This is a genomic window from Pseudomonas sp. R4-35-07 (assembly GCF_003852235.1).
Taxonomy (GTDB): Bacteria; Pseudomonadota; Gammaproteobacteria; order Pseudomonadales; family Pseudomonadaceae; genus Aquipseudomonas.
Map to the genome: position 1 here is coordinate 4825263 of NZ_CP027732.1, position 17777 is coordinate 4843039.

Genomic DNA, 17777 nt, shown 5'->3' on the forward strand with positions numbered 1-17777 from the left:
GCAGGGTTAGCTCAGGGCTTTTTCGATGGCCTGGACGATCGATGGATCTTCCGGTGGCGTACGTGGCGAAAAACGCGCCAGCACGCGGCCATCTTTGCCGAGCAGGAATTTCTCGAAGTTCCAGGTGATATCCCCAGGAAATTCAGCGCCCTCGCCCGCCAGCAGGCGGTAGAGCTGGTGACGCTCTGGCCCGTTCACCTCGAGTTTGCTGCCCAAGGGAAAGGTCACTCCATAGTTGAGGCTGCAGAATTGCTGGATCTCTTCCTCGGTGCCCGGTTCCTGGCCCGCAAACTGGTTGCACGGCAGGCCGAGCACGGTGAAACCCTGGTCCTTGTACTGCTGATAGAGGTTTTCCAACGCCGCATATTGCGGGGTCAGGCCGCATTTGGAGGCCACGTTGACCACCAGCACAACTCGCCCCTTGTAAGGCGCCAGCGGCAGCTCTTGCCCATCCAACGCTTTGAGTTTCAGGTCGTGGAAAGCACTCATGACGAACTCCAGATATCCTATTTTTCTACGCCTCGCGACGCCTTGAGCTTACAACCCGCAAGCCCGCAATTATAGACGCCCGTAACAAAACCCGCCTGCAGGTTACTGAGCGGTCGGCCACGGCAGGATCGGGATCGCCGTCACCGCGTTCTGCGGGCTGCCTTCGATCAGGCGGTCGCTGTAGACCAAGTACACCAACGTGTTGCGCTTCTTGTCGAGGAAACGCACCACCTGCATGGTCTTGAACACCAGCGAGGTGCGCTCCTTGAACACTTCGTCACCGTCCTTGAGCTCACCCTTGAAGTGGATCGGGCCGACCTGGCGGCAGGCAATCGAGGCTTCGGCGCGGTCTTCGGCCAGGCCCAGGCCGCCTTTGACGCCACCGGTCTTGGCACGGGACAGGTAGCAGGTCACACCATCGACCTTGGGGTCGTCAAACGCTTCGACCACAATCCGGTCGTTGGGGCCGACAAACTTGAACACCGTCGACACCTGGGCAATCTCTTCGGCCGAGGCCAGCAGTGGCATGGCGAGCAACAGGCCAAGCAATCCCTTCATTACGCGCATCGGGTATTCCTTCGTTTAAACCAGAATGAGGTTATCGCGGTGCACCAGTTCCGGTTCCGCCATGTAGCCCAAGAGTCCGACAATCGCTTCAGACGATTGTCCAATAATCTTCTGCGCCTCAAGGGCGCTGTAGTTGGCCAGGCCGCGGGCGATCTCACGACCATCCGGCGCCACGCACACCACCATCTCGCCGCGGCGGAAGCTGCCTTGCACCAACTTGACGCCCACCGGCAGCAGGCTCTTGTTGCCTTGGGACAACGCCGACACCGCCCCCGCGTCCAGCACCAGGGTGCCACGGGTTTGCAGGTGCCCGGCCAGCCACTGCTTGCGCGCCGCCAGCATGCCGCGCTCGGGCGACAGCAGCGTACCGATACGCTCCCCGGCCTTGAGGCGGTCGAGCACGCGCTCCAGGCGCCCGCCGACGATGATGGTGTGGGCACCGGAGCGCGCGGCCAGGCGGGCGGCGCGCAGCTTGGTCTGCATGCCGCCACGGCCCAAGGCGCCGCCGACACTGCCGGCCACGGCGTCCAGCGCCGGGTCATCAGCGCGCGCTTCATGGATAAGCTGGGCATCAGGGTTGTTGCGCGGGTCGGCGTCGAACATGCCGTCGCGATCGGTGAGGATCACCAGCAGGTCGGCTTCCACCAGGTTGGCTACCAGGGCAGCCAGGGTGTCGTTGTCGCCGAAGCGGATTTCGTCGGTGACCACGGTGTCGTTCTCGTTGATCACCGGGATGACCTTGAGCTCCACCAGTGCACGCAAGGTGCTGCGGGCATTGAGGTAGCGCTTGCGGTCGGACAGGTCGTCGTGGGTCAGCAGGATCTGCGCCGTGTGGCGGCCGTGCTCGGCAAAGCTCGATTCCCAGGCTTGCACCAGGCCCATCTGGCCGATGGCGGCGGCGGCTTGCAGTTCGTGCATCGCGCTGGGTCGCGCGGTCCAGCCGAGGCGGCTCATCCCGGCGGCAACCGCCCCGGACGAGACCAGCACCAACTCCACACCGGCCTCATGCAAGGCCACCATCTGCTCGACCCAGACGCTCATGGCTGCGCGATCGAGTCCCTTGCCATCGGCCGTCAGCAACGCGCTGCCGATCTTTACGACCCAGCGCTGCGCACCTGTCACTTTGCTCCGCATCATCTTCAACCTTAGAGTGAGGGCCGCGCGACCCAGCGCCGCCCATAACGTTATACCCGGATACCAAAACGCCGCTCCAAAGGAGCGGCGTTCAAGTTTATCGCAACGAATCAGTCGCGCACGTAAATGATTTCCGGACCGTCTTCATCATCCACGTCTTCCTCGTCCCAATCATCGTCGCCGATGTCATGCACCGACTTCACGCCGCTGCGGCGCAGGGCACGCTGGTCGTCCAGCGCTTGCAACTGGGCACGGGCTTCGTCTTCGATCTGCTGGTCGAGCTCGGCCAGTTCTGCCTTGAATACCGGGTCGGCCGCCAGGCGGTCGGCGCGGTCTTCCAGATAACGCATGATGTCGCGGCAAAGGCGCTCGGTGCCTTCTTTGGCGATGGCCGAGATCACGTAGACCGGACCTTCCCACTCCAGGCGGTCGACGATTTCCTTGACGCGCTCTTCGTGCTCTTCTTCAAGGATCTGGTCGCACTTGTTCAGCACCAGCCAACGATCACGCTCGGCCAGGGCCGGGCTGAACTTGGTCAGTTCGCTGACGATCACTTCGGCGGCATCGGCAGCATTGGTTTCGTCCAGCGGCGCCATGTCGACGAGGTGCAGCAGCAAACGGGTGCGCGACAAGTGCTTGAGGAAGCGAATCCCCAGGCCTGCACCATCGGAAGCGCCTTCGATCAGGCCAGGAATGTCGGCGACCACGAAGCTTTTCCAACGGTCGACGCTGACCACCCCCAGGTTTGGCACCAGGGTGGTGAACGGGTAATCGGCGACTTTCGGCTTGGCGGCCGACACCGAGCGGATGAAGGTACTTTTGCCGGCGTTCGGCAGGCCCAGCAGGCCTACGTCGGCGAGTACTTTCATTTCCAGCTTGAGGTCGCGCTGCTCGCCCGGTTTGCCCGGCGTGGTCTGGCGCGGTGCACGGTTGGTACTGGACTTGAACCGGGTGTTACCCAGCCCGTGCCAGCCGCCCTGCACAACCATCAACTTCTGGCCGGCCTTGGTCAGGTCGCCGATCACTTCCTGGGTGGCCGAGTCGATGATCGTGGTGCCGACCGGTACACGCAGTACCAGGTCTTCACCTTTTTTGCCGGTGCAGTCGGTGCTGCCGCCGTTGGAGCCACGCTCGGCATCGAAGTGCCGGGTGTAACGGTAGTCGACCAGGGTGTTGAGGTTTTCGTCGGCCATCATGTAGATGGAACCGCCGTCGCCGCCGTCACCGCCGTTTGGGCCACCGTTTTCAATGAACTTTTCGCGACGGAAACTCATGCAACCGTTACCGCCGTCGCCTGCTTTTACTCGGATGGAAACTTCATCAACGAACTTCATAACAAAACGCCTCTCGCCGCACGGACGAGCTTAAGAAACCAAGACATAAGACTCTTGCAAAAATGAGCGCAGCGACCTCAAGCAACGACTGCAAAACCTGCTGCCCTCGCCATTACAAACAGCTTTGCAAGAGACTCACTCCACAAACGAAAAAGCCCCGTCGCAAGACAGGGCTTTTCCAGCGATCTCGCAATTAAGCTGCGACAACGCTCACGTAACGGCGGTTGAACGCGCCCTTTACTTCGAACTTGATCACGCCTTCGATTTTAGCGAAGAGGGTGTGATCTTTACCCATGCCAACACCGTAACCGGCGTGGAATTGGGTGCCGCGCTGACGCACGATGATGTTGCCCGGAATGATTTTCTGGCCGCCATACATCTTCACGCCAAGGCGTTTGGCTTCTGAGTCGCGACCGTTACGGGTACTACCACCAGCTTTTTTGTGTGCCATGAGTCAATTCTCCTAGTGAGGAATTAGGCTGAAATTAAGCCTGAATACCGGTGATTTTGATCTCGGTGTACCACTGGCGGTGGCCCATACGCTTCATGTGGTGCTTACGACGACGGAACTTGATGATGCGGACTTTATCATGACGACCTTGGGAGATCACTTCAGCCACAACGGTAGCGCCAGCAACAACTGGAGCGCCGATGTTCACGTCATCGCCATTGGCGACCAACAGAACGCGATCAAAAGTCACGGATTCGCCAGTAGCGATTTCCAGTTTTTCGATCTTCAGGTATTCACCTGGGGCGACCTTGTATTGCTTGCCACCAGTAACAATTACTGCGTACGACATGGTATTTCTCCGATAATCCTGCTCACCCAGCGCTTTATAAGAAGAGGTATTGGCTGGCATGGCTGCATGGGATGGACGTCCCGAATGCAATTGCGTAAGGCAGGTGCTGCCCAGGAAGTTCAGGGTGCGCGATTGTACGCAAGCAATAGACGCGTTGCAAGAGGCCGTCCATCGCGCCTTGACACCCAGGGGCATGGGTCCTAGCATGCCGCGCAACCCTTCTGGAGCGACTGTCGCTGATGCAACCCCAAGCTTTCTACCGCGCGGTCGCGGACGATTTTAGCGCCGTCGACGGCATCATCAAGCAGCAGCTGACGTCTAAAGTGCCGCTGGTCGCCAAAATTGGCGACTACATTACGTCGGCGGGCGGTAAGCGCCTGCGTCCTTTATTAGTGTTGCTGTGCGGCAAGGCCCTGGGCCGCGAAGGCGATGACCTGCGCCTGCTGGCGGCCACCATCGAATTCCTGCACACCGCCACCCTGCTGCACGACGACGTGGTCGACATGTCCGGTATGCGCCGTGGTCGCGAGACCGCCAACGCCATGTGGGGCAACGCCCCGAGCGTGCTGGTGGGCGACTTCCTGTACTCGCGCTCGTTCGAAATGATGGTCGAACTGGGCTCGATGCCAGTGATGAAAATTCTTTCACAGGCCACGCGCATCATCGCCGAAGGCGAAGTGTTGCAACTGTCGAAGGTACGCGACGCCAGCACCACCGAAGAAACCTACATGGAAGTGATTCGCGGCAAGACCGCGATGCTCTTCGAAGCCTCCACCCACAGCGCCGCCGCGCTGTGTGGCGCGACCGCCGAACAGGCCGAAGCGTTGCGTACCTTTGGCGATCACCTGGGCGTAGCGTTCCAACTGGTGGACGACCTGCTCGACTACCGTGGCGACGCCGAGACCCTGGGCAAGAACGTCGGTGACGACCTGGCCGAAGGCAAACCGACCCTGCCGCTGATCTACACCATGCGCGAAGGCACGCCGGAACAGGCCGCCCTGGTGCGCAAGGCGATCCAGAAAGGCGGGATCGAAGACCTGGAAGCCATCCGTGCCGCCGTCGAAGCGTCCGGCTCGCTGGAGTACACCGCGCAACTGGCGCGTGACTACGTAGCCCGTGCGATCCAGTGCCTGCAAGCCCTGCCCGCCAGCGAATACCGGGATGCATTGGTTGAGCTGAGCGAATTTGCGGTCGCGCGTACGCACTAAGTCATACCTGCAAACGCAGACAATGTGGGAGGGGGCTTGCCCCCGATAGCGGAGTGTCAGCCAATGGATAAGTTGGCTGTTGCACCGCCATCGGGAGCAAGCCCCCTCCCACATTTGGATTTCATACAACCTGCGAGACCACAATCCCCTATATAATGTGCGACTTTTAGCCATCCTGACTCTCAAGGAGCTTTAGTGAGCACGTTGCCACCCTGCCCGAAATGCAATTCCGAATACACCTACGAAGACGGCGCCCAGCTGATCTGCCCGGAATGCGCCCATGAGTGGTCCGCCAATGGCGAGGCCGAAGCAGCCGGCGATGAAACCGTCAAGAAGGACTCTGTGGGCAATGTCCTGCAGGACGGCGACACCATCACCGTGATCAAGGACCTCAAGGTCAAGGGTACTTCTCTGGTGGTGAAAGTCGGCACCAAGGTCAAGAACATCCGCCTGTGCGACGGCGACCACGATATCGATTGCAAGATTGACGGCATCGGCCCGATGAAACTCAAGTCCGAGTTCGTGCGTAAAGTCTGATCTTGCTGCAACCATCCCACGCCCGCCGTGGGATGGCGTTTCGCCCTCTTGCTTGACCCGCCTCAATCTCCACACAGAAAAAAGCGCAAACCGCCAATAGGCACTTGCTATTCTACGAATAAGAATTATTCTCATTGAAACCCATCAAGGAGAACGACCATGACTTATTTGATAGACGCCTGGCTGGACCGCCCACACCCCTACCTGCGGATCCTGCATCGGGAAACCGGCGAAGTCTGTGCTGTGCTGGAAGAAGAAGCGCTGAATGAGCTGCAGGACCAGGGCGACCTGGACGTGAATGGCCTGAGCTCCAGTGAGCCTGGGGTGCTGAAGGAAGTGGTGAGGAATCTGTTTTTGTTCTGCTATGCCCGAGCGTTGCGCCCGGCGACGGAGCTCAATGGCAAGTTCCACCCATGAACCACCCTGCAAAACGCTGTAGGAGCGAGCTTGCTCGCGAAGACCGCATAAACAACGCGCTCATCCAGAATGCCCGCGTCATCGTTGACGTTTTTCGCGAGCAAGCTCGCTCCTACAGGTGATCAACAGCAGGTCTTACAGAACGTCGAGCAGCTCGACGTCGAACACCAGAACGCTGTGCGGCGGGATGCTGCCAACGCCTTGAGCGCCGTAAGCCAATTCGCTCGGCACGTACAGGCGCCATTTGCTGCCGGCATTCATCAACTGCAGGGCTTCGGTCCAGCCGGCAATCACGCCGCCTACCGGGAATTCTGCCGGCTGGCCACGCTCGTAGGAGCTGTCGAATACAGTGCCGTCGATCAGGGTGCCGTGGTAGTGAGTGCGCACCTGGTCTTCACGGGTCGGCTTAGCGCCATCACCGGCAGTCAGCACTTCAAATTGCAGGCCCGAAGCCAGGGTGGTAATGCCGTCACGCTTGGCGTTTTCAGCCAGGAATGCCAGGCCGGCGCCTGCAGCGGCTTCAGCTTTGGCCGCGGCTTCAGCTTGCATGATTTCGCGGATCACCTTGAAGCTGGCCGCCATTTGCTCTTGGTCAACACGGCTTGGCTTGCCGCCGAACGCGTCGGTCAGGCCGGCCAGGATTGCATCGAGGTTGACGCCTGGTGGCGGGTTGTCGCGCAGTTGGTCACCCAACTGACGGCCGATACCGTAGCTGACGCGGGTTTCGTCGGTGGACAGATTAACTTCGGACATGAAGAGGCTCCGCTGTAGGACAACACGGTTTCCCGTGCCATCCAAAACTAAAAGGGCCCGCAGACTAGCACACAAGACCGGCCCATGATCAGCCCCCTCTCCGGCTCCCAGAGCGCCGGGGCGTAGCTCTGGCATCCGATCATTGTCCCCGTCCTGGCATGGATCGAGCGCCCTTTCGACGGCCAGCGAGAAAAGTATTTCAGAATTGCCCTTTGCCGCCGATACAGCCCTACACATCTTGGCTGGCTCAAACAACAACACCCCGTCCAGCAGACAGACATCACTCTCAAGGAGCTTTCGATGAACAGCTGGTTCGGTAACATCAGCGTCAACCTCAAACTCGGCCTGGGCTTTGGCCTGGTACTGGTCCTCACCTCGATCCTGGCACTCACCGGCTGGACCAGCCTGGGCGGCTTGATCGACCGCAGCAACTGGATGAGCGACATCACCCAGCTCAATGCCTCGCTAACCAAGCTGCGCATCGTGCGCCTGCAATACATGCTGGCCAACGGTGACGAAGCCGTGGCGCAGAACGTACAGACCAGCCTCGACGCCTTCGCCGCCCAGCAACAAAAACTGCTGGACAGCTTCAAGAGCCCGGAAAACCTCAAGCTGCTCAATGAACAGAAAGCCGTCATCACGGCTTATCAGCAGTCCTTGAACAAAATGCGCGAGGCCTACCGCAACGGCAACGCTGCGCGCCAGGTCATGGGCGACAAAGCCGACATCGCCAACGCACAAATCAACGCCCTGGACACCAGCGTGCAGCAGATGCCCGACAGTCCGGAGCGTTTCGCACAGTTCCAGGCCGTGACCAATGCCAAGGAAGAGTTCCTGCTGGCGCGCTACGAAGTGCGTGGCTACACCAACAACGTCAACGCAGAAAACGAAGCCCGCGCCGCTGCACAAATCGACAAAGCCATCGCGAGTTTGAAAAGCCTCAACGCCGTCTTCGGCACCAGCCAGCAAACCGCGCTGGCTTCGCTGGACACCGCACTCGGTGCCTATCGCAGCGCCGTGCAGAGCTACAAGGCCGCCAACACCAACATCGTCACCGCCCGTGCCGAGATGACCACCCAAGGCACCGATATCGTCACGATCAGCGACAAGCTGTACGACATCCAGCTGGAACGTCGTGACGCCGAAAGCGCCCAGGCCCGTAGCCTGCAATTGATCAGCACCTTGCTGGCCCTGCTGGTGGGCATCATCGCGGCGCTGGTGATCACTCGCCAGATCACCCGTCCGCTGCAAGACACCCTGGCGGTGGTCGAACGCATCGCTTCCGGCGACCTGAGCCACAACATCCAGGTGACTCGTCGTGACGAACTGGGCGTGCTGCAACAAGGCATCCAGCGCATGGGCACCACCTTGCGTGAACTCATCAGCGGGATTCGTGATGGCGTGACCCAGATCGCCAGCGCCGCCGAAGAGTTGTCGGCCGTGACCGAGCAGACCAGCGCTGGCGTCAACAGCCAGAAGATCGAGACCGACCAGGTCGCCACGGCGATGCATGAAATGACCGCCACCGTGCAGGAAGTGGCACGCAACGCCGAACAGGCCTCCCTGGCCGCCGCCGATGCCGACGGTCAAGCGCGCGCGGGCGACAAAGTAGTGGCCGAGGCGATCGCCCAGATCGAACGCCTGGCGGCTGAAGTGGCGCGCTCCACCGACGCCATGGCCCATCTGCAACAAGAGAGCAACAAGATCGGCAGCGTGATGGATGTGATCAAGGCCGTGGCCGAACAGACCAACCTGCTGGCCCTCAACGCAGCGATTGAAGCAGCGCGCGCCGGTGAAGCCGGTCGTGGGTTCGCCGTGGTCGCCGACGAAGTACGTGGCCTGGCCCAGCGCACGCAAAAATCCACCGAGGAAATCGAAGGCCTGGTGGCCGGCTTGCAGAACGGCACCCAACAAGTGGCCAACGTGATGAACAACAGCCGCAGCCTCACCGACAGCAGCGTCGAGCTGACGCGCAAGGCTGGCGTGTCGCTGGAAAACATCACCCGTACCGTGTCGAATATCCAGTCGATGAACCAGCAGATCGCCGCCGCCGCCGAAGAGCAGAGCGCCGTGGCCGAAGAGATCAGCCGCAGCATTGTGAACGTACGCGATGTGTCGGAGCAGACCGCTACGGCGAGCGACGAGACGGCCAAGTCGAGCGTGGAATTGGCGCGTTTGGGCAGCCAGTTGCAGCAGATGGTCAGTCATTTCCGGGTGTAAGGAAGCTCATCACAGATGCAGCCCCGGTCATTGACCGGGGTTGTAATTACTCTCCACCCTCCTCGACAAATACCAGCCGATTCCCAAACGGGTCCTTGATACTCATCTCCCGCGAGCCCCAAGGTGTTTCCTCCACGCCAGGCTTGGCATAACGGTAGCCCTTGGCCTGCAATTGCTGCTGGTACGCGTCTATCCCCTGCGCCTGGATCCGCACCGCTGCGCCCGGCGACGCATCGCCATGATGCTCGGACAAATGCAGCACGCACTCGGCCAGCGACACCTGCAGGTACAACGGAAAATCTGCCTCGAAACGATGCTGCCAATCGACCTTGAACCCGAGGAAGTCGACATAGAATTCCAGCGCCTTGGCCTCGTCGAAAATCCGCAGGATGGGGGTGACTTTTCCTAAGTGCATCGCGATGGCTCCCTGTTTGAAAGCACCCACTATAGAGGCGAAAAACCCCGGCGCAAATCCCCGTTGCGCGCCAGGAATCGACCCGAGCGCTGCCCCGTCGCCTGCCCTTCGCTGTAGCTCAACACACCGTTGACCCACACGCCATCAATGCCCTCGGCTGCCCGCTGTGGTTCTTTGAAGTCCGCTACATCCCGCACGCGTAACGGGTCGAACAACACCAGGTCAGCCCAGTGCCCTTCACGAATTTCGCCTCGCTCGGCCAGGCCAAAACGCGCCGCCGACAGCCCGGTCATCTTATGCACCGCTGTGTGCAACGGGAACAACCCGACATCCCGGCTGAAATGCCCCAGCACCCGTGGAAACGCACCCCACAAACGCGGATGGGGAAACGGGTCTTCAGGCAACCCATCCGAGCCGACCATCGACAAGGGGTGCGCCAAAATGCGCCGCACATCCGCCTCATCCATCCCGTAGTACACCGCCCCCGCCGGTTGCAGGCGGCGGGCTGCGTCCATTAAAGGAACATCCCACTCGGCGGCAATGTCCTGCAGGTCACGCCCGCCCATTTCAGGATGCGGTGTAGACCAGGTGATGGTGATACGGAACGCATCGGTGACTTGCTTGAGGTCCAGAGTCGAAGAGCTGGCCGCATAGGGATAACAATCACACCCTACCGGATGGGTTTTCGCCGCCGCTTCAAGTGCCGCCAGCAGTTGCGGGCTACGTCCCCAGTTTCCCGCACCAGCACACTTGAGGTGGGAAATAATCACCGGGGCCCTGGCGTGCCGGCCGATCAGGAACGCTTCGTCCATTGCCTCCAGTACCGGCTCGAATTCACTGCGCAAGTGAGTGGTGTACACCGCGCCATAAGCCGTCAGTTCTTCGCTCAGTTGCAGCACCTCGTCGGTGTCTGCATTGAAGGCGCTGGCGTAGGCAAGGCCAGTGGATAAACCCAGGGCTCCGGCCTCCAGACTCGCCTGCAACTGCATGCGCATGCCTGTGATTTCAGGGGCCGTGGCCGTGCGGTGCAGGTCGTCCATATGATTGCTGCGCAATGCCGTGTGGCCGATCAGGGCGGCGACGTTGACCGCTGGGTGGGCTAGTTCCACCGCCGCGCGATAATCGACAAAGCGCGGGTAGGCAAAAGCCTCGGCATTGCCCAGCAGGTTCATCGGGTCGGGCGGATTGCCGCGCAGGCTGACCGGTGAGGCGCTGATGCCGCAGTTACCGACAATCACCGTGGTCACGCCCTGGCTGAGTTTGGGCAGCATCTGCGGATGGCGGATAACCACCGTGTCATCGTGGGTGTGCACGTCGATAAACCCCGGCGCCAATACGCGGCCTGTCGCGTCGATTTCATACTCGGCCATCGCTGTGGACAAGTCGCCGATCGCCTCGATGCGCCCATCACGTACGCCCACGTCAGCGACATAACCTGCACTGTTGCTGCCATCAATGATCTGCGCCTGGCGAATCAGCGTGTCGTACTTCATATCAGTCTCCGAGCGGCAGGCTGTCGGGGCCGCCGCGATAGTCATCCAGGGCCAGCTTGATCCGGCGCAGGCGCTCCTGGTTGGCGTCAGGCATGGCCAGCGCCAGCTCGGTGGCAAGCAGGTCGATAGCCAGCAGCATTCCATAGCGTGCGGCGGTGGGCTTGTAGATAAAACTGGTTTCAGCCGGTTGCAGCGGCAACAGCACATCCGCCAATTCGGCCAGTGGGGAATCGGCCAGGGTGAGGGCGACAACGCGTGCGTCGTAGTTGCGCGCCAGCGTCACCACATCCAACAGCTCAGGCGTAAGGCCGGTCAGCGAGCACACAATCAGCGCGTGTTCCGGCCCCAGGGTCGCGGCGGTCACGCGCATCATCACCGGGTCATGGCAGGCTGCAATCGGATAGCCCAGGCGTACCAGGCGCACCTGTAACTCATCGCTGCACAGGCTCGATGGGCCGCCCATGCCGAACGCGTGGATCATCCGCGCCTTGCCCAACAGGCTCACCGCATCGACAAAGCTGTCTTGATTGAACCCCGACAGGTGCTGGCGTAGCGTGGCTTCGATATCCCCGAGAATCTGCCGATGAAACGCCGACTGTTCCGGCAACCCCGCCGGGTCGAGAAAGCGGCTGCCCACGCCGCTGGCCTGGGCCAGTTGCAGGCGCAGGTCACGCAAGTCGCGGCAACCGACACTGCGGGCAAAGCGCGACAGGGTCGCCGTACTGACCTCGGCCCGTTGCGACAACGCTTCCAGGCTGGCCGACGCGGCAAAGCCCACGTCATCGAGCAGCAGCTTGGCGATACGCCCTTCGCCGGCGCTGAAGGACGCCTGGCGGGCGCGGATCTGGTAGAGGATGTCCATGGGGCTCCGAGTGACAGGATGCGGCTTATAAAACCAGAGACAGGCCGTAGGTGAGAGCGAAGGCAACCACCGAAATCAACGTCTCCAGCACGGTCCAGGTCTTGAAGGTCTGGATCACCGTCATATTGAAGTATTCCTTGATCAGCCAGAAGCCGCCGTCGTTGACGTGGGAAAAGATCACCGAACCCGCACCGGTCGCCAGTACCAGCAATTCCGGGTGTGGATAACCCAGGCCCAGGGCGACCGGCGCGACCACGCCGGAGGCCGTGGTCATCGCCACCGTGGCCGAGCCCGTGGCGATCCGCATCAGCGCGGCGAACAACCAGCCCATCACCAGCGGCGAGAGCTGGAACGCATTGGCCAGGCCAAGGATTTCGTGGGTGACACCGGCGTCCACCAGGATGCGATTCAAGCCACCGCCCGCGCCCACCAGCAGGGTGATGCTCGCCGTCGGCGCCAGGCATTCATTGGTGAATTTGAGGATCGACTCACGGTTGAAGCCCTGGGCCAGCCCCAGGGTCCAGAAACTCACCAGGGTCGCCACGAGCAGCGCGATCACCGAGTTGCCGATGAATAAAAGGAACTGGTTGAAGCCGGTGCCCGGCGTGGAAATCACATTGGCCCAGCCGCCAATCATCATCAGCACCACCGGCAACAGGATGGTGCCCATGGTCAGCGCGAAGCTCGGCAGACGGGTACGCGGTTCGCGCTCGATGAACTGGCGTTCCAGCGGGTTTTCCGCCGGCAGGTGAATGTGCGGCACGATGAACTTGGCATACACCGGGCCGGCGATGATCGCCGTAGGAACACCGACCAGGATCGCATACAGCACGGTCTGCCCAACCGAGGCGTTATACGCCAGCACCGCCATCATCGCCGCCGGGTGCGGCGGCACCAGCGCATGCACCACCGACAGGCCGGCGACCATCGGCAGGCCGACCATCAGGATCGACACGCCCACGCGCCGCGCCACGGTAAAGGCGATCGGCACCAGCAACACAAAGCCCACCTCGAAAAACAGCGGCAGACCCACCAGAAACGCGATGCAGACCATGGCCCAGTGGGCATTGCGTTCGCCGAAACGGTTGATCAACGTGCGCGCCACCTGCTCGGCGCCACCGGACTCGGCCATCATCTTGCCGAGCATGGTGCCCAGTGCCACCACCAAAGCGATATGCCCCAGGGTCTTGCCGACCCCCGCTTCGTACGAGCCCATGATGGTGTCCGCCGGCATCCCGGCCATCAGCGCCAGGCCAATGGACACCAGCGTGATAACGATAAACGGGTTGAGTCGGTAACGTGCAATCAGCACGATCAAAGCAATGATGGCGATGGCAGCGTATGCCAATAGCCCGAAGCCCGGTGATGCGGCCATGCGGTACTCCTCGGAAAGGGTCACGTCGAATAGGTTGTGAAACTCATAAATCATTACCGAGGAGGATTTTCAAATTATATGAAAGTAATTTTCGCCCAGGGATAAGCGCTGTCGCGGTGGGATATGCCCGACACTGTCGTATGAAAATTCGAGGAGTGTTCTTACATGAGGATCAGAAAAGGCTGGAAACTCAACCCACGCGGTTGAGTCATAGAATGCACATCCACTGCTGCCAGGAACCGAACATGATGCGTTTCACACTTGCCGCCCTGCTGATTACCCTGTGCGGCAGCGCCGCCGCCGCTGATAACCCGGCGCTGAAAAAATGCATGGACGGCGCCAACACCACCGCCGAGATGGTCGGCTGCAACGTCAAGGAAGCCAAGGTGCAGGATGCCCGGCTGAACAAGGCTTACAAGACCGCGCTGGCCGCTCAGGAAGGCAACCGCAAGGACCAGTTGCAGGACCTGCAGCGCCTGTGGATCAAATACCGTGACGCCAATTGCGCCTTCGCCGGCAGTGCCACCGGCGGCACCATCGACCAGGTCAACGGCTCCGGCTGCGTACTGGACATGACCCAGACCCGCGCCCAGGAACTGGAAGACCTGGTCGGGCCGTAACCCTAGTCGTGATGAACCTTCGCCCGCTTGAGCAGCTTCTTGCAGCGCTCCGACAAATGCAGCACGCGCACCTGCTTGCCCGCCTTGCGGTAGCGCTCGCGCAAGGTCATCAGCGCGGCAATCGCTGAATAATCGACGAAGCTCAGGTGCCGGCAATCGAGCGTCACCTGGGCCGGGTCGTTGGCCGGGTCGAATTGGTTCAGGAACGGCGTGGTCGAGGCAAAGAACAACGTGCCGTGCAGACGGTAAAGTTTGCTGCCGTCGGCTTCCAGGTGTTCATCGGCATACAGCTCGCGGGCCTGTTGCCAGGCGAAGTTCAGCGCCGCGATCACGATGCCGCACAGCACTGCGGTCGCCAGGTCAGTGAACACGGTGATGACCGTCACCGCCATGATCACCAGCACGTCATTGAGCGGCACCTTGTTGATCACCCGCAACGACGCCCAGGCAAAGGTCTGCTGTGACACCACGAACATCACCCCCACCAGCGCCGCCAGCGGAATCCGCTCGATCAGCGGCGACAGAAACAGAATGAACAGCAGGATCATCACCCCGGCAAACACCCCGGAGAAACGTCCACGCCCGCCGGAACTGAGGTTGATCACGGTTTGCCCGATCATCGCGCAACCGCCCATGCCGCCGAACAGGCCCGAGACCATATTCGCCGCGCCCAGGGCCACGCTTTCGCGGTCGGGGTAGCCACGGGTTTCGGTGATCTCGTCGGTGAGGTTGAGGGTCAGCAGGGTTTCCAGCAGACCGACCATGGCCATCAGGAACGCATACGGCGCGATGATGCCGAGGGTTTCGAAGGTCAAGGGAATCTGCGGTAGGGCGAAGGTCGGCAGGCCGCCCGCGATGTGCGCCATATCGCCCAGGGTGCGGGTGGGCAGGCCTAGCAGGTACACCGCCAGGCCCACGCCGAGGATCGCCACCAGGGCCGGTGGCACGGCGCGGGTCAGGCGTGGCAGCAGGTAGACGATGGCCATGGTCACCACGACCAGCCCGGCCATCACGTACAACGGCGTACCGCTGAGCCAGGTTTCACCGTTCTTGAAGTGCTCCAACTGCGCCAGCGCAATGATAATCGCCAGGCCGTTGACGAACCCCAGCATCACCGGGTGCGGCACCATGCGCACCAATTTGCCCAGGCGCAACAGGCCGAAAGCGACCATGATCAGCCCGCCCAGCAGCACCGTCGCCAGCAAATATTCCACGCCGTGTTGCACCACCAGCGCCACGATCACCACCGCCATCGAACCGGCTGCCCCCGACACCATACCGGGGCGACCACCGAACAATGCGGTGAGGGTGCAAATGATGAAAGCGCCGTAAAGCCCCATCAACGGATTGAGATGGGCCACCAAGGCAAAGGCGATGCATTCGGGCAGCAAGGCAAATGACGTGGTGAGGCCGGCCAGGGCATCGGCTCGCAGACGGGTGAGCTTCATGGAATACCAGGGAGTTGCGGGGGATAAGGCGAGGAATGGTACGGAATTGAGCGGCGCGGAGCTAGCCTTCGGGACCGAGGCGCGGCCAATCGGGGGCAAGCCCCCTCCCACATTTGACCGAGTACAGCCGGTGCGACGCGGTCTAGTGTGGGAGGGGGCTTGCCCCCGATAGCCTCACCTCGATATCAAGCGAAGATCACACCATCTCGTGGCGAATCCACTCCACCACCGACGTACGCTTCGGCGCCCAGCCCAGCAGCTCACGGGCATGCTTGCCGCGCACCCGGCTGTTGGAGCCCAGGCCGTAGTTGGCCATTTCATAACCCCACTCGGCCTCAGCCTCGGCCAGCGGCCAATCCTGCGGTTCGCCCAGTTCAAGCGCTTGCGCGATGGCCGTGGTCATGTCGATAAACGAGGCTTCGCCGCTTTCGACGAAGTAGAAAGTGCCCGGCACATTCTTCGTCAATGCCAGCAGGTACAGCGCAACCACGTCTTCGATATGCACGTTGGACCAGATGTTCTGCCCTGGTCCCACGTGGCGCACGACTCCACTCTTGCGGGCCTGCTTGAGCAAGCGTGGCAATTGCACGCTGTCACGCTTCACGCCCAGGCTGTGACCATAGATCAGGGTGTTACAGATCACCGCCGAATTCACACCTTCCTGGGCAGCGGCCAGGATCAGGTTATCGATCGCCACGCGAGCGGCCTTGTCGACGGTCGGCTCCGGCAGGTTGCCCTCAACGTAAATGACCTCACTGGCCTTGCCGCCCGACGCATCGCCAACGATGCTCGAACCGCTGGTGTGCAGGAATACCTTGTTGGAACCTTTCAAGGCAGCCAGCAGGGTTTCGACGGCCGCATGGTGGTCGCTGCTGGCGGCATTGATCACCGCATCGGCGTGCTGCGCCTGCTCGGTCAATACAGCGGCGTCATCCAGGGTGCCGATCACTGGAGTGATGCCCAGTGCCGTCATTTGCGCGGCTTGCTCGGCGCTGCGCACCAGGCCGGTGACGGCGTGGCCGGCCTTGACCAGGCCGGTGGCGATGGAGCCGCCGATAAAACCGGCTGCGCCGGTAACGAATACATTCATGGAGAGTGCTCCTGACTGGGTAAGTGATGACCCAAGTATCAAGCACGCCCTGGCGTCGAATAACCCCGTACAGGCCAATTCACTCTTGCGCGCCAGTCACGAATCACACCGCATAACGTGCCAGCTTGGCCTGGATAAAATCCAGGAAACACTGGATACGCAACGCCAGTTGCGAATTGCGGTAATACACCGCATGGATCGGCTGGCGATAGCCGCTGTTGAATGCTTCCAGCAGCGGTACCAGGCGCCCGGCCTCGATGTCTTCGTGGGTCATGAAGTTGGACAGGCAACAAATGCCCTGCCCCTGCAAAGCCAGATGGCGCACGGTTTCACCGCTGGACGCGGCAATGCCCGGCTGGATCAGCCAGCTATCGCCCTCGCCATGGCGCAGCGGCCAATGGTTGAGAGTGTCGGTCTGGGTGAAGCCCAGCAAGGTATGCTCGGCCAAGTCGGCGACGGTGCTCGGTGTGCCATGTTGCTTGAGATAGTCGGCGCTGGCCAGGATGTGCAGCGGCGTGCTGCCCAGCGCGCGGGCATGCAGGGTCGAGTCGGCCAGGGCGCCGATACGAATGGCGATGTCGGTGCTTTGCTCCAGCAGGTCGATGATCACGTCGTCGCTGTTGAGCTCCAACTGGATGTCTGGGTACAGGTCACGAAACTCGCCGACGTACGGCAGGATCCCGTGCAGCATGAACGGCACCGCCGCATTGATGCGCAGCCGCCCGGCCGGTTTTTTCTGGCGTGACGACAGGCGTTCTTCCAGCGCCTGCATCTGCGCCAGGATCACCTTGGCCTGCTCGAAGAAATACCGGCCCTCCTCGGTCAGGTCCATGCGCCGCGTGGTGCGGTTGATCAGGGTGGTGTCGAGCTTGGCTTCCAGGCGCGACAAGGTGCGGCTGACCGCCGACGGCGTCTGCCCGACCTGCTCGGCGGCGGCGGAAATCGAGCCGCATTCAATCACGCTGACAAATATCTGCAGTTCATCTGATCGGGCTTTCACGGGCGGTCCTGGTTA

18 protein-coding genes and 2 pseudogenes are annotated in these 17777 nt (G+C 61.3%); 6 read left to right on the forward strand and 14 right to left on the reverse strand.

All coding sequences use genetic code 11. The features are described from left to right. Window positions 1–6: 6 nt before the first annotated feature. The 6 genes from C4J89_RS22065 to rplU form a co-directional block, all read right to left on the reverse strand. Window positions 7–489 (reverse strand): glutathione peroxidase, encoded by a 483-nt coding sequence (locus C4J89_RS22065; protein WP_124415578.1) that lies wholly within the window; start codon window positions 487–489, stop codon window positions 7–9. Between the two features lie 102 nt (window positions 490–591). After that, entirely contained in the window at window positions 592–1056 is a 465-nt protein-coding gene (locus C4J89_RS22070; RefSeq protein ID WP_124364367.1) for a CreA family protein, read from the reverse strand. A gap of 15 nt (window positions 1057–1071) precedes the next feature. Continuing rightward, entirely contained in the window at window positions 1072–2190 is a 1119-nt protein-coding gene (gene proB / locus C4J89_RS22075; RefSeq protein WP_124365208.1) for a glutamate 5-kinase, read from the reverse strand. Between the two features lie 110 nt (window positions 2191–2300). After that, window positions 2301–3524 carry an Obg family GTPase CgtA gene (cgtA, locus tag C4J89_RS22080; RefSeq protein WP_124364368.1) on the reverse strand — a complete coding sequence of 408 codons (1224 nt, stop codon included), beginning with the start codon at window positions 3522–3524 and terminating at the stop codon, window positions 2301–2303. Between the two features lie 193 nt (window positions 3525–3717). After that, complete coding sequence (gene rpmA, locus C4J89_RS22085; RefSeq protein WP_003176049.1) at window positions 3718–3975, reverse strand: 50S ribosomal protein L27; 258 nt, start codon at window positions 3973–3975, stop codon at window positions 3718–3720. Between the two features lie 34 nt (window positions 3976–4009). Next, on the reverse strand, window positions 4010–4324 hold the full coding sequence (gene rplU / locus C4J89_RS22090; RefSeq protein WP_003176051.1) for a 50S ribosomal protein L21: 315 nt from the start codon (window positions 4322–4324) through the stop codon (window positions 4010–4012). Between the two features lie 239 nt (window positions 4325–4563). On the opposite strand from rplU, the gene C4J89_RS22095 reads away from it, so the two are divergent. The 3 genes from C4J89_RS22095 (at window position 4564) to C4J89_RS22105 (ending at window position 6486) form a co-directional block, all read left to right on the forward strand. After that, window positions 4564–5532, forward strand: coding sequence for a polyprenyl synthetase family protein (locus tag C4J89_RS22095; protein ID WP_124364369.1), 969 nt, complete (start codon window positions 4564–4566; stop codon window positions 5530–5532). A 195-nt stretch (window positions 5533–5727) separates the two neighbouring features. After that, on the forward strand, window positions 5728–6069 hold the full coding sequence (locus C4J89_RS22100) for a zinc ribbon domain-containing protein YjdM (RefSeq protein WP_017254008.1): 342 nt from the start codon (window positions 5728–5730) through the stop codon (window positions 6067–6069). A gap of 159 nt (window positions 6070–6228) precedes the next feature. Beyond that, window positions 6229–6486: a hypothetical protein gene (locus tag C4J89_RS22105; RefSeq protein WP_003194088.1), complete on the forward strand. Its 258-nt coding sequence runs from the start codon at window positions 6229–6231 to the stop codon at window positions 6484–6486. A 135-nt stretch (window positions 6487–6621) separates the two neighbouring features. On the opposite strand, the gene C4J89_RS22110 is transcribed toward C4J89_RS22105, so the two are convergent. Next, complete coding sequence (locus C4J89_RS22110; RefSeq protein ID WP_124364370.1) at window positions 6622–7239, reverse strand: FKBP-type peptidyl-prolyl cis-trans isomerase; 618 nt, start codon at window positions 7237–7239, stop codon at window positions 6622–6624. Between the two features lie 300 nt (window positions 7240–7539). Here C4J89_RS22110 and C4J89_RS27540 point away from each other — a divergent pair. Continuing rightward, window positions 7540–8556, forward strand: a pseudogene (locus C4J89_RS27540) (methyl-accepting chemotaxis protein); the annotation flags it as partial. A gap of 309 nt (window positions 8557–8865) precedes the next feature. Then, window positions 8866–9459, forward strand: a pseudogene (locus C4J89_RS27545) (methyl-accepting chemotaxis protein); the annotation flags it as partial. Between the two features lie 46 nt (window positions 9460–9505). Here C4J89_RS27545 and C4J89_RS22120 read toward each other — a convergent pair. Genes C4J89_RS22120 through C4J89_RS22135 form a run of 4 tightly spaced genes read right to left on the reverse strand, consistent with a single transcriptional unit; the run spans window position 9506 to window position 13604 of the window. Then, window positions 9506–9874 (reverse strand): glyoxalase superfamily protein, encoded by a 369-nt coding sequence (locus C4J89_RS22120; RefSeq protein ID WP_124415580.1) that lies wholly within the window; start codon window positions 9872–9874, stop codon window positions 9506–9508. A gap of 29 nt (window positions 9875–9903) precedes the next feature. Further along, the gene (locus C4J89_RS22125) at window positions 9904–11367 is read right to left on the reverse strand and encodes an amidohydrolase family protein (protein ID WP_124415581.1); all 1464 of its coding nucleotides are present in this window, start codon (window positions 11365–11367) and stop codon (window positions 9904–9906) included. 1 nt (window position 11368) lies between these two features. Beyond that, the gene (locus C4J89_RS22130; protein ID WP_124415582.1) at window positions 11369–12229 is read right to left on the reverse strand and encodes a MurR/RpiR family transcriptional regulator; all 861 of its coding nucleotides are present in this window, start codon (window positions 12227–12229) and stop codon (window positions 11369–11371) included. A 25-nt stretch (window positions 12230–12254) separates the two neighbouring features. After that, entirely contained in the window at window positions 12255–13604 is a 1350-nt protein-coding gene (locus C4J89_RS22135; RefSeq protein WP_256658886.1) for a gluconate:H+ symporter, read from the reverse strand. Window positions 13605–13849: 245 nt separating this feature from the next. Between C4J89_RS22135 and C4J89_RS22140 the strand changes: the two genes are divergently transcribed. Continuing rightward, window positions 13850–14224 (forward strand): lysozyme inhibitor LprI family protein, encoded by a 375-nt coding sequence (locus C4J89_RS22140; RefSeq protein WP_124364376.1) that lies wholly within the window; start codon window positions 13850–13852, stop codon window positions 14222–14224. Window positions 14225–14226: 2 nt separating this feature from the next. Here the strand turns inward: C4J89_RS22140 and C4J89_RS22145 are convergent, their stop codons facing one another. From C4J89_RS22145 to C4J89_RS22155, 3 genes are all read right to left on the reverse strand, one after another. After that, a complete protein-coding gene (locus tag C4J89_RS22145; protein WP_124364377.1) occupies window positions 14227–15672 on the reverse strand; it encodes a SulP family inorganic anion transporter in 1446 nt (481 codons plus the stop codon). A gap of 196 nt (window positions 15673–15868) precedes the next feature. Next, entirely contained in the window at window positions 15869–16762 is an 894-nt protein-coding gene (locus C4J89_RS22150) for an NAD-dependent epimerase/dehydratase family protein (RefSeq protein WP_124415584.1), read from the reverse strand. A gap of 103 nt (window positions 16763–16865) precedes the next feature. Further along, window positions 16866–17762 carry a LysR family transcriptional regulator gene (locus C4J89_RS22155; RefSeq protein WP_124364379.1) on the reverse strand — a complete coding sequence of 299 codons (897 nt, stop codon included), beginning with the start codon at window positions 17760–17762 and terminating at the stop codon, window positions 16866–16868. Between the last annotated feature and the right edge of the window lie 15 nt (window positions 17763–17777).

Bases quoted from the DNA above. Each gene is read 5' to 3' on its own strand.
- C4J89_RS22065 (WP_124415578.1), bottom strand. From the start codon at position 489: ATGAGTGCTTTCCACGACCTGAAACTCAAAGCGTTGGATGGGCAAGAG.
- C4J89_RS22070 (WP_124364367.1), bottom strand. From the start codon at position 1,056: ATGCGCGTAATGAAGGGATTGCTTGGCCTGTTGCTCGCCATGCCACTG.
- proB (WP_124365208.1), bottom strand. From the start codon at position 2,190: ATGCGGAGCAAAGTGACAGGTGCGCAGCGCTGGGTCGTAAAGATCGGC.
- cgtA (WP_124364368.1), bottom strand. From the start codon at position 3,524: ATGAAGTTCGTTGATGAAGTTTCCATCCGAGTAAAAGCAGGCGACGGC.
- rpmA (WP_003176049.1), bottom strand. From the start codon at position 3,975: ATGGCACACAAAAAAGCTGGTGGTAGTACCCGTAACGGTCGCGACTCA.
- rplU (WP_003176051.1), bottom strand. From the start codon at position 4,324: ATGTCGTACGCAGTAATTGTTACTGGTGGCAAGCAATACAAGGTCGCC.
- C4J89_RS22095 (WP_124364369.1), top strand. From the start codon at position 4,564: ATGCAACCCCAAGCTTTCTACCGCGCGGTCGCGGACGATTTTAGCGCC.
- C4J89_RS22105 (WP_003194088.1), top strand. From the start codon at position 6,229: ATGACTTATTTGATAGACGCCTGGCTGGACCGCCCACACCCCTACCTG.
- C4J89_RS22110 (WP_124364370.1), bottom strand. From the start codon at position 7,239: ATGTCCGAAGTTAATCTGTCCACCGACGAAACCCGCGTCAGCTACGGT.
- C4J89_RS22120 (WP_124415580.1), bottom strand. From the start codon at position 9,874: ATGCACTTAGGAAAAGTCACCCCCATCCTGCGGATTTTCGACGAGGCC.
- C4J89_RS22125 (WP_124415581.1), bottom strand. From the start codon at position 11,367: ATGAAGTACGACACGCTGATTCGCCAGGCGCAGATCATTGATGGCAGC.
- C4J89_RS22130 (WP_124415582.1), bottom strand. From the start codon at position 12,229: ATGGACATCCTCTACCAGATCCGCGCCCGCCAGGCGTCCTTCAGCGCC.
- C4J89_RS22135 (WP_256658886.1), bottom strand. From the start codon at position 13,604: ATGGCCGCATCACCGGGCTTCGGGCTATTGGCATACGCTGCCATCGCC.
- C4J89_RS22140 (WP_124364376.1), top strand. From the start codon at position 13,850: ATGATGCGTTTCACACTTGCCGCCCTGCTGATTACCCTGTGCGGCAGC.
- C4J89_RS22145 (WP_124364377.1), bottom strand. From the start codon at position 15,672: ATGAAGCTCACCCGTCTGCGAGCCGATGCCCTGGCCGGCCTCACCACG.
- C4J89_RS22150 (WP_124415584.1), bottom strand. From the start codon at position 16,762: ATGAATGTATTCGTTACCGGCGCAGCCGGTTTTATCGGCGGCTCCATC.